The sequence below is a fragment of the Microcoleus sp. Pol7_B2 genome (assembly GCF_036701035.1).
Taxonomy (GTDB): Bacteria; Cyanobacteriota; Cyanobacteriia; order Cyanobacteriales; family Microcoleaceae; genus Microcoleus.
The window spans coordinates 1-1839 of record NZ_JAUBQB010000181.1 but is presented as its reverse complement, the minus strand read 5'-3'; the positions used below and the strand labels follow the sequence as shown (position 1 = coordinate 1839).

Annotated in this window: 1 protein-coding gene; it reads left to right on the top strand. The window is 47.7% G+C overall.

Translation table 11 applies throughout. The annotated features are described in order from the left end of the window. Positions 1 to 1839, top strand: a 1839-nt coding sequence (locus tag QUA57_RS28405) for a DUF4347 domain-containing protein (RefSeq protein ID WP_333251558.1), incomplete at both ends; no start/stop codon positions are given.

Genomic DNA, 1839 nt, shown 5'->3' with positions numbered 1-1839 from the left:
TAGGTTCTGCAACGCTGAATTCGGATAATTTGCCGCAATATGAAAGCCAGTTGCAAGGGTGGCGAAATGCGCTAAGCGACAAAGCAGATATTGTGCTTTATGGTTGCGATGTTGCGGCGGGTTCGGGAAGCGATTTTGTCGATCGCCTAGGCGAGTTAACCGGGGCTGATATTGCGGCATCTAGCGATCGCACTGGCCGCGGTGGTAACTGGAATTTGGAGTTTGCCAAAGGGGATATTGAAGCACCGCTAGCCTTGACTCCAGAAGCAATGGCTGATTATCAAGGGACTTTAAAGACTATTACCGTTACCAACAATAATGATAGCGGACCCGGTTCCTTGAGAGATGCGATCGCCTCCGCAGCAGCCGGCGATACCATTGAATTTGCCTCCACTCTTGCCAGCCAAACAATTACTCTCACGAACGGTCAACTTGTCATCAACAAAAACTTGACAATTGATGCCGTTGGTGCAGCAAATTTAACCATCAGTGGCAACAATACTTCGCGGGTAATCCTCACAGAAGGTGCAACCAATGTTACTCTAAAAAACCTAATTGTTGCCAACGGCAAAGTTTCTGGTACTGACCCAAATAATCAGACAACTAGCGCCGGTGGTGGCATTCAAACAGGAGGTAGCAGCACTTTAACTTTAGAAAATTGCCAAGTCAATAATAATGTGGCCGGTTTTGGTGGCGGCATTTACACGGGTTTTCGCAGCACGACGACTGTAATTAACAGCAAGTTTAGCGGCAATGACGGTTCCCTAGCGGATAATACCGAACGTGGTGGCGGGGCGATCGCCACTAAAAGCGGCGGTGTTCTGACTATCAGAGATAGCGAATTTACCAACAACAAAGGCAGCTACGGCGGCGCTGTTAATAACCTGTTGGGCAGCATGACGATCGAAAACTCTAAATTCACCGGCAACCGCACAGATAAAGGCGTTGGCGGGGCAGTTTACGTCGATGGCGCTAATGCTTCGGGGCCGAATGCAACCCCCGGCCCTGTTGCCGGAACTATTGCTATCCGCAACAGCGTTTTTGATGGCAATATCGGAGCCAGAGAAGGAGGGGCAGGATTTTTATTTGGCTATCTTGAAGATAAGATAGTTTTGGAAAATAGCACTTTTGTTAACAATAAAGCTGTTAAGGATATAGCAGGAGTTGGAGGTTCTGGAGGCGCAATTCGTCACGGAAATGTGGATCTTACTGTCACAAACTCTACTTTTGCTAATAACCAAGCTGAAGATAATGGGGGCGGTTTGTGGTCAGGAGGGAATGGAAATATCAGCATTGTTAACAGTACATTTTCCGGCAACAGCGCTGCTAAGCAGGGCGGAGGAATGCTTGTCGCTAACAGAGATTCCTTTTCGACTAACATCGTCAATTCGACTTTTGCTAAGAATACGGCTGAATTTTCCGGAGGTATTGCTACTTTTAACGATCCTGTGAAATCACCAATTACTGTCAAGAATTCGATTTTTGATAGGAATACGGCAAGTAATTCTTTTAAAACTAGGCAGCACACTGGACGGGAGCTCATCGATGGGGGAAACAATCTTCAATTTCCCGCTAAACTGACGACCGGAGATCCTAATGATAGTAATGTTACGGCAAATGTGAGGATCGCAGACCCTTTACTCGGCCCTTTGGAAAATATTAACGGCGCTTTTGTGCTGCCGCTGCTAGTAGGAAGTCCGGCAATTGATACTGGTACTGGTGCGGGCGCGCCGGCTGCCGATCAGCGCGGTGTGAGTCGCCCTCAAGATGGTGATAATAACGGAAGTGCGATCGTTGATATTGGCGCTTATGAATTTAACCCTACAGTCACGCCGACTC